The sequence below is a fragment of the Pararhodospirillum oryzae genome, assembly GCF_007992075.1.
GTDB lineage: Bacteria > Pseudomonadota > Alphaproteobacteria > Rhodospirillales > Rhodospirillaceae > Pararhodospirillum > Pararhodospirillum oryzae.
Genome location: NZ_BJZO01000132.1, coordinates 1 through 7766 on the forward strand (window position 1 = coordinate 1; position 7766 = coordinate 7766).

A 7766-nucleotide genomic window follows, 5' to 3' on the forward strand; every position below is an offset into this window, starting at 1 on the left:
AGAGGCGTAGCGCATCGTGCGTTGCGCCTGATCCGGGCGCGACGCTCCAACCCTTTGTTTTTTCCGTCGATTGATCCGAAAGCGGTTCGTGTTTTCGGGGCTCACTCTATTGTTCTTGTGTATTCCCCAAAAAAAACCGCCGCCAGGGGATCCCGGGCGGCGGCGTGCGGATACCGCTGTCTCTCCGTGGGGAGAGTGGACAGGGTTTTCCTTACTTGTTCTGCATCAGGAAGGCGATGACGTTGGCGATTTCGTCGTCCTTGGTCAGACGGAAGGTCATCTTCGACTTGCCCTTGTCGTCGCCCGACTTCGCGCGGACGAAGGACAGGGGGTCGGCCAGGTAGCCCTTCAGGTTGGCTTCTTCCCAGGTCAGGCCCTTCTGACCCATTTCCTTGTAGCTCTCGGAGTAGTTATAGCCCTCGTGGGTGCCGGCGACGCGGCCGTACACGCCGAACAGGTTGGGACCAACCTTGTTGGGCTCGCCTTTGCCAAGGGTGTGGCAGGCCAGGCACTTCTTGCTGACTTCGGCGCCGGCGGCGGCATCGCCGGCGGCAAAAGCGGTCCCGTTGACCAGCGCGACGGCGGCGATCACACCGGCAGCCAGAATCCCTTTATTCATTGTTCAACTCCTCTCCACTCTACGCCTGTGCTGAATGTCTCGCCCCGGGAACACTCCAGGCGGGGCGGACAGGGGCAGCGCGCCCCATGTGAACAGGGCCGAGTCATACAGGAGATGACCGTTGGAAGAAAGTCCCTTGCATCTCGCGACCATCATCTTGGGCAAAATGGCACTAAAGAACGACTCCGATGGCCTCGGACCGGCGCATCAGGACATCTGGCCGGCCATGATAATCGCGTCATGGGATCGGAGGCAGCGCAAAAAATGTTGACGAAAATGGTCCGAATTGAGATAGTGGCCGTAGACCTGATTGCCGACTGTACCGGGATCGGGTTCGGGTTCAGCCAGGTGGAAGGGGAACCAGGAGATTTTCCAAGGTGGCGAACGGGTCATGGAAAGGACCGTGGCACCTGGAAACAAAGGGTAAGACCGCAGGCCTGCCATGGGGGCGGGCCGAGTTTCAAAAGTTCTTGCCCTGGTCCTGTCGCACTTTCGACACCTTTCCCCGTCTGAATGGACCCCTTGGGTGCAATATGTCCGGTGCCCGTGGCGTTTCACGCCCGGAAACCGGGATGGCCCGACGCGAAAGGAGTGGCTGCCATCATGACCCAGAACCGCCATGTACTGCCCGCCCTGGCCGACGAAGGGGGATTGTCGCGCTACCTCACCGAAATCAAGCGCTATCCCATGCTGGAGGCTCACGAGGAATACGCGCTGGCCAAGCGCTTGCAGGAGGAAGGGGATCGGGAAGCCGCCCATCGCCTGATCACCAGCCATCTGCGCCTGGTGGCCAAACTTGCCATGGGCTACCGCCACTACGGACTTCCGATTTCCGACCTGGTCGCCGAGGGAAATATCGGTCTGATCAAGGCCGTGAAAAAGTTCGAGCCCGACCGGGGCTTCCGGCTCGCGACCTATGCCATGTGGTGGATCAAGGCCAGCATCAACGAGTACATTTTGAATTCCTGGTCCCTGGTCAAGGTCGGCACGGTCGCGGCTCAGAAAAAACTCTTTTTCAATCTGCGACGATTGAAGGCCAAGCTGGGAGTTTACGAGGAAGGAGACATGCCGGCCGAGGCGGTGAGCCACATCGCCCAGACGCTGAAGGTCAGCGAAAGCGATGTGGTGATGATGAACCGGCGCCTGGCCGCGCCTGATTCGTCGCTCAACGTGCCCGTCGGTGAAGACCAGTCCATGGATCGCATGGATCTTCTGGTGGACGATACCGAAAACCAGGAAGAACGCTACGCGATGCATGAGGAGCAGCAGGTGGGGCGTCAGCTTCTGCGGGATGCCTTGTCGACTCTCACCGAGCGTGAGCGCCACATCATTACCGCCCGGCGCCTGCGCAGTGAACCGGTCACCCTGGAAGAACTGGGGGGCGAGTATGGAGTCAGCCGCGAGCGGGTGCGTCAGATCGAGAACCGGGCGTTTGAAAAGCTCCAGTCCTCGGTGCGCAAGGCGGCGCGGGCGCTGAACGAGCGCCAGCCGCATCCGATGCCCGCCTGATCCCCCTGCTCCTGGCAGGCTGGGGGGAGGGCAGTCCCGGCCAGCGTGTTCCAGGAGAGACTGACCCGTGTCCACGCGGGGCCATCCGGTCGGGATGGCCCCGTTTTTTCGAGGACCGCGCTTTGCCTCCCCGGGGCCTCCCCGGGCGCCGTTTTCCTTGGTTAGGGCGTCGCGACGGGGCCGGCGGGCACGGTCAGGGTCCGCGAACGCGTCGAGGTGCCCAGCGCGGCGGCGAGGGGGCTCACGGTCAGCAACAGCCGCTCGCCATCGCCCACTTCCTGGCTATTGTCCACGCTTGCCCACCCCACCCACAGCCGCCGTCCGGTGGCGCGGTCGGTCAGGCCGACGTCAAGACGGGCCAGGGGGCCGGCCACCGCCGGAATGGGCGTTTCCACCACGCCACCCAGCACGCTGGCCTGGGTGTTCGAAAAGACTCGCACGCCCACCGCGACCTCGTCCTCGCCGCGTCCGGTGCCGGCGGCACCGCGCATGGTCAGGGGGGCGGCCGAGGGATCGGGACGGCTGGGGGCGTTGGCGGCGCTGCTGTCGAGGTCAAGAACCAGGGGGGCCTCGGGTCCGCCCGTGCGGAGTCCGCGCGCTTTCAGGGCCCGCTCAAACCAGGCCTGCAGGCGCTGATGCATGGGACTGTCGTCCAGGCTGAGCACCTGGATCGGGCGGTCCAGGGAAACCGCTCCCAAAGGCATGGCGTGGACGACGATGGTGACCGGCCGGGCCAGGACAAGCGGGGCTTCCTCGACGGGGGCCGCCTGGCTTGGAAGGGCAACGCCCAGGGCAAGGCACAAGGCGAGGGCGGCGCGACGGGCTGGGGACGAGAAGAGGCGGCGCAAGGGCATGGGGAGCTCCAGGAGCGGCGGGAGAAAAACAAGAGGAGAGGGATCGTCACCGGATCCCCAGGATCAGGCGGACGTTTTCGGTGGTCACCGACCGGATGATGGTTACGAAACGCTCCAGCAGGCTGCGGATCAACGGATCGGTGCTGTTCAGGTACCGTTCAAACTCAACCTTTGGAAAGGGAACAAGGGCCGTGGGTTCGACGGCCCGCGCTGTCGCGCTGCGGGGTTTGTTGTCGATCAGGGCCATTTCTCCGACGATCCCCCCTTCGCGTTCAGTCGAGATGACAACCTCGGCACTCCCGAGTCGGCGCGAGACCTCGATCATGCCGCTTTCGACGTAATAGGCGCAGTCCCCTTCTTCCCCTTCCGTGAACAGAACGTCTCCCGGAGCCAGGGTCAGGCGACGAGAGTCTTCGGGAACGAGGGCTTCGGGCATGATCGGCGTCCTGTCTTGGCGTGGGGGTCTTGGCATGGCGGCAAGAAAGCGAGGGGGAAGCGTTTGGTTCCAGGTCCGGGGTCCTTTGGGTCCTTTTCCCAGTTTAGCGCTCCTGAACCAAGAAGGGAGCCCAAACCGCAGCCGGCAAGCCTTGGAAGCCTTCGACAGAAAACGATTGTCGGGGTGCGTCCTTTGCGTCACAACTGCCCCGATGGGAAGGGGGCGACCCGATCGTTGCTCCGGGCCGAAAGGCTTTGTGCCCGAAGGGCGAAGACGAGCCACGAGCGAGAGGGAGATGTGTCACGGTGACGGTCACTGCGACAGACTCGCTGGAAGGCGTCTCGCTCCTGGAAGAGTTGGATCCCGCCTACCGCCTTGAAATCGCCCGGCAATGTCGCTGGCGCCGCTATGGGGCCGGCGAACAGATCATCGATCGCCAAAGCGAAACCCGCGATGTTTTTTTCATCGTGCGCGGATCCGCCCGGGTCGTGATCTATTCCGCCTCGGGGCGCGAGGTGACGCTGGACGACATTCCCGAGGGCGGTTTCTTTGGCGAACTCGCGGCCCTGGACGGGGCTCCACGGTCGGCCAGCGTCATGGCCACGGCGGACACCCTGGTGGCGTCGGCTTCGCCCGAGCTTTTTTTGCGGCTTGTTCGGGAAAATACCTCGGTGGCGATGACGCTGCTCTGGCGGCTGGCGGCGATGGTGCGTTCGTCCACCGAACGAATCGTCGATCTGTCCACGTTGGGGGCTAACAACCGGGTTCAGGCCGAAATTCTGCGCCGGGCCCTGGAAGCCCCGGCCGACGACCAGGGACGCCCCCGGATCTCCCCGATTCCGGTGCACTCCGAGGTCGCGAGCCGGGTCAGTACCACCCGCGAAACCGTGGCCCGGGTTTTGAGCGATCTGGCCCGCAAGGGAATCGTCTTGCGTGAACGCAATACCCTGGTGGTTCTGGATCTGGGCCGTCTTGAACTGATGGTTTCGGAGATGAGCCCCTGAGGAGGGCATGGTGTTGTTGAAGGGGAAGGCGGAATAAATCACATTCTCATTTTTTGTTTTTTCTGTGAAGGCTATCAGTTTTTTCAGATTCAACACCCGAACGGGATAAGGACACCGTCCCGAAAGATAATGAAAGCGCCTTTGACGATCAGAGGCCTGTGAATCAGAAAAATATCGCCTGTTTTGATTAACGGGCTGATGGCGCAAACGGGTCGCGGCAAGAAAATTCGACCCGCCAACCGCCCGGCGTCCAATTATGTAAAATTCGATGTGATTGCCGTCCATGTGACCGCCATCACAGAAACAGGGCAAGGAGCGTTGTAGGGTTCCTTCTGCCAGGGGGATCGGTTCCCCTTCTTCGGGTGGGAACCAGCCCAACGGTTAGTATCCTCTTTCCCTCAAGAGCGCACCTGGGCGGTGTCCGATCGGACATCGCCCTTTTTTTGTCCTTGCCCGACGCCCGTCGCCGGCGACACAACAAACCCTTTCGGTGATCAACGGGGCGTTTCGCAAGGAGACTTGCCATGGTGGACTGGATGAAGGCGTCCGCGCCCGTGCCCTACGACGAGGCGCTGCTCTTCATGGAGCAAAGGGCCGCCGCCATCCGCGCGGGCACGGCTCCGGAACTGGTCTGGCTGCTGGAACACCCCGCCTTGTACACCGCCGGCACCAGCGCCCGCCCCGAGGATCTGCTGTGTCCCGACCGGTTTCCCGTTCACGCGAGCGGCCGGGGCGGGCAGTACACCTATCACGGCCCCGGGCAGCGGGTCGCCTACGTGATGATGGACCTGGAACGACGCGGGCGCGACGTGCGGCGCTTCGTTCACGATCTGGAACGCTGGGTGAGCCTGGCCCTGGCCCGGTTCGGCGTGGTCGCCGAGCCCCGCGCCGATCGGGTCGGGCTGTGGGTGGTCCGCCCCGATGGCCGGGAAGAAAAAATCGCCGCGCTGGGCATCCGGGTGCGGCGCTGGGTCAGCTTCCACGGTGTTGCCGTGAACGTGCACCCGACCTTGGAGCACTTCAGTGGCATCGTGCCGTGCGGCCTGCCCCAGCATGGCGTCACCAGTTTGCGCGCGCTGGGGAATCCCGCCTCCCTCGCCGAGGTCGACGCGGCGCTGAGGGAAGCCTTTGCCGAGGTTTTCGCGGCGCCCGATCCTGGCCCGTGATCAGGTTTCGGGACCCAGCACCACCTTGACATCGCAAGGCGGGGCGAGATAGGGCGCGCTGGTGACGAGAACCCGCGCCCCCGCCCGGACGTAGTCGGCGATGTTGGCGAGGGTGACCCCGCCGGCAACGGCCAGGGTCACGGCGTCGTCGGCGCGCCGGGTGCGCAACAGCGCCGACAGGGCCTCGACCTGGGCCGGCGAAAAACGTTCGAGCTGGAGCACCTCGGCGCCTCCGATGACGGCGGCCAGGGCCTCTTCCTCGGTGGTTACCTCGGTGACGATGCGGCGCTCGGGGCAGCGGGCCTTGAGATCGCGCAGGTGGGCCATGCGTTCCTCGGGGCTGAGGAAGGCCCGGTGCTCGGCGAAGACCAGGATGGTTTCGGAAAGACCCAGCCGGTGCAAGGACGCGCCTCCGGCCTTGGCGGCCTTGGCGGCCAGGGCCCGGGTGCCGGGAAAGGTCTTGCGGGTGGTGGCCACCACGCAGGTGGGATCAATGGCGTGGGCGGCATCGACCAGGGCGCGGGCGCGGGTCGCGATGCCCGAGGCCAATTCGATCAGGGTCTGTGAAACCTTCCACGCCCGATGCAGGGCATCGGCCCGCCCTTCGGCCTGCAGCAACACGGTTCCGGCGGCGAGAGCCGCGCCCGAGGCGTGGAAAACCTCGACCATGCCTCCGGCCAGGGTGATCAGGCGGGCCGCTTCCTCGATGCCGCACAAGGTCATGGCGCCTCGGGCCGAGAACGTCATGGCTCCGGGCCGGGCTCCGATTCCCAACGCTTCGGTGGTCAGATCCCCATGGGGAACATCCTCGGCCAGCAAGGTGGCAAGGGCGGCATCGGACAGGCAGCAGATCATGGGAAGGCACTCGTCTTGACGAGGGGAACAAACGCCCCGGACCAGGCGCGGGAACTCCTGGAGCCGGGGAACGGGCCGGACGCCCTGGGAAGGTCAGGATGGCCGGGGCAGGGGGGGCTGGCAATGCGATATCGCAGAACCAAACCCGCCGCCGGGGAAAAACTCCCGTCCCGCCCGTGTCCGCAAGGCCGGCTTGTGCCTGTCAGGACGCGGCACCCGCCGGCCGGGCCGCGATCAGGCCTCCAGGGCGCCGGCCGCCGCCTGGGCGGTTGCGTGCAACTCGGTCAGTCCCGCGCGCGCGGCCAGGTCGGCGGCCTGGCGCACCAGGCGCAAGGCGGTGCGCGGCGTGGCGCCGGCGTCCAGGCGGGCGAGATCAAGCAACACCTCGGCTTCGCCGCCCAGATGGCCGGCGGTGGAAAACAAACGCGAGGCCTGCCCCAGGGCCAGGCGCGCGCCCTCGCGATCGCCCAGCGACGCCAGGAGACGGCCCAGTTCGCAGCGGGTCGAGGCCTCGTCGAGGATGTCGCCGTTCATGTGGAAAAGATCGGCGGCCTGGTCAAAGGCCTCGTGCGCCAGATCCGCGCGGCCGCAGCCCCCTTGAATCTGGGCGATTTCCCTTAACACCTCGGCGCGGTGGAAGGTGCGCCCCACCGAGGTGTAATGGCGCAGCACGCGGCCATAGATTTCGAGGGCTCGTTCAATGCGGCCGGCGGTCCGTTCGGCCCGGGCCTGGGCGTGCAACACCCGGGCTTCCTCGTCGCCCAGGCCGTTGGCTCCAAACAGCGCCGCCGAGGCCTGCCAGCACGTATCCCGGGCCTGGGTCGCTCCTTCCAGGTCCTCCAGGGTACCCAGCAGGTGCAAGGCCATGGCGCGCGGGGTCGACGAGCCATTGGGGGGCAGGCCGGTGAGCGCCTCGTCAAGGGCATGACGGGCGGCCTGGCGGTTGCCACTGGTCAGCTCCAGCTCTCCAAGCCGGACCAAGATGGCGGCTTCTTCCTCGTTGCGCTCTTGCTGGTGGCAGAACATCCGCGCTCGCCGCAGGGCTTCACGGGCTTGTTGCAGCTCGCCGGCGGCCGCGTGGCGGTCGGCTTCGCGAAGGGCGGTTTCGACCGGGTTCAGGGGCATGACTCATCCTCCCGCAACCGGATTGCGCCCCAAAAGACGGCGACTTGACCCGTTTTCAGGTCACAATTCCAGAACATCACGACTGTACGCGTCCTTTCCGGCGGGAGCAATCGTCAACCGTGACAACGACAAGGCATGTGTGGACGACCGCCTATCGGGTGAAGCCTTGGATCCCGTCGCAAGAGGGCTCCCCAACAA

At 65.1% G+C, this 7766-nt stretch carries 8 protein-coding genes; 3 read left to right on the plus strand and 5 right to left on the minus strand.

The features are described 5' to 3' along the window. Nucleotides 1-211: 211 nt before the first annotated feature. Complete coding sequence (locus ROR02_RS15565; protein WP_147164969.1) at nt 212-619, minus strand: c-type cytochrome; 408 nt, start codon at nt 617-619, stop codon at nt 212-214. 603 nt (nt 620-1222) lie between these two features. Here ROR02_RS15565 and rpoH point away from each other — a divergent pair. Then, nucleotides 1223-2128 carry an RNA polymerase sigma factor RpoH gene (rpoH, locus tag ROR02_RS15570; RefSeq protein ID WP_147164970.1) on the plus strand — a complete coding sequence of 302 codons (906 nt, stop codon included), beginning with the start codon at nt 1223-1225 and terminating at the stop codon, nt 2126-2128. A 161-nt stretch (nt 2129-2289) separates the two neighbouring features. Here the strand turns inward: rpoH and ROR02_RS15575 are convergent, their stop codons facing one another. Beyond that, the gene (locus tag ROR02_RS15575; protein WP_147164971.1) at nt 2290-2982 is read right to left on the minus strand and encodes a hypothetical protein; all 693 of its coding nucleotides are present in this window, start codon (nt 2980-2982) and stop codon (nt 2290-2292) included. 46 nt (nt 2983-3028) lie between these two features. Beyond that, nucleotides 3029-3418 carry a cyclic nucleotide-binding domain-containing protein gene (locus tag ROR02_RS15580; RefSeq protein WP_170245150.1) on the minus strand — a complete coding sequence of 130 codons (390 nt, stop codon included), beginning with the start codon at nt 3416-3418 and terminating at the stop codon, nt 3029-3031. A 305-nt stretch (nt 3419-3723) separates the two neighbouring features. Here ROR02_RS15580 and ROR02_RS15585 point away from each other — a divergent pair, with 305 nt between their 5' ends. Continuing rightward, nucleotides 3724-4422, plus strand: a complete 699-nt coding sequence (locus tag ROR02_RS15585; RefSeq protein ID WP_147164973.1) for a Crp/Fnr family transcriptional regulator — start codon at nt 3724-3726, stop codon at nt 4420-4422. A gap of 524 nt (nt 4423-4946) precedes the next feature. Continuing rightward, nucleotides 4947-5588, plus strand: a complete 642-nt coding sequence (gene lipB / locus ROR02_RS15590; RefSeq protein ID WP_147164974.1) for a lipoyl(octanoyl) transferase LipB — start codon at nt 4947-4949, stop codon at nt 5586-5588. Here lipB and modD read toward each other — a convergent pair whose 3' ends face one another. Continuing rightward, on the minus strand, nt 5589-6443 hold the full coding sequence (modD, locus tag ROR02_RS15595; RefSeq protein WP_147164975.1) for a ModD protein: 855 nt from the start codon (nt 6441-6443) through the stop codon (nt 5589-5591). It abuts the gene before it with no gap. A 234-nt stretch (nt 6444-6677) separates the two neighbouring features. Next, a complete protein-coding gene (locus ROR02_RS15600) occupies nt 6678-7568 on the minus strand; it encodes a tetratricopeptide repeat protein (protein ID WP_147164976.1) in 891 nt (296 codons plus the stop codon). Nucleotides 7569-7766: the final 198 nt, after the last annotated feature.

Coding starts and splice junctions, on each gene's coding strand:
- ROR02_RS15565 (WP_147164969.1), bottom strand. CDS start 619: ATGAATAAAGGGATTCTGGCTGCCGGTGTGATCGCCGCCGTCGCGCTG.
- rpoH (WP_147164970.1), top strand. CDS start 1,223: ATGACCCAGAACCGCCATGTACTGCCCGCCCTGGCCGACGAAGGGGGA.
- ROR02_RS15575 (WP_147164971.1), bottom strand. CDS start 2,982: ATGCCCTTGCGCCGCCTCTTCTCGTCCCCAGCCCGTCGCGCCGCCCTC.
- ROR02_RS15580 (WP_170245150.1), bottom strand. CDS start 3,418: ATGCCCGAAGCCCTCGTTCCCGAAGACTCTCGTCGCCTGACCCTGGCT.
- lipB (WP_147164974.1), top strand. CDS start 4,947: ATGGTGGACTGGATGAAGGCGTCCGCGCCCGTGCCCTACGACGAGGCG.
- modD (WP_147164975.1), bottom strand. CDS start 6,443: ATGATCTGCTGCCTGTCCGATGCCGCCCTTGCCACCTTGCTGGCCGAG.
- ROR02_RS15600 (WP_147164976.1), bottom strand. CDS start 7,568: ATGCCCCTGAACCCGGTCGAAACCGCCCTTCGCGAAGCCGACCGCCAC.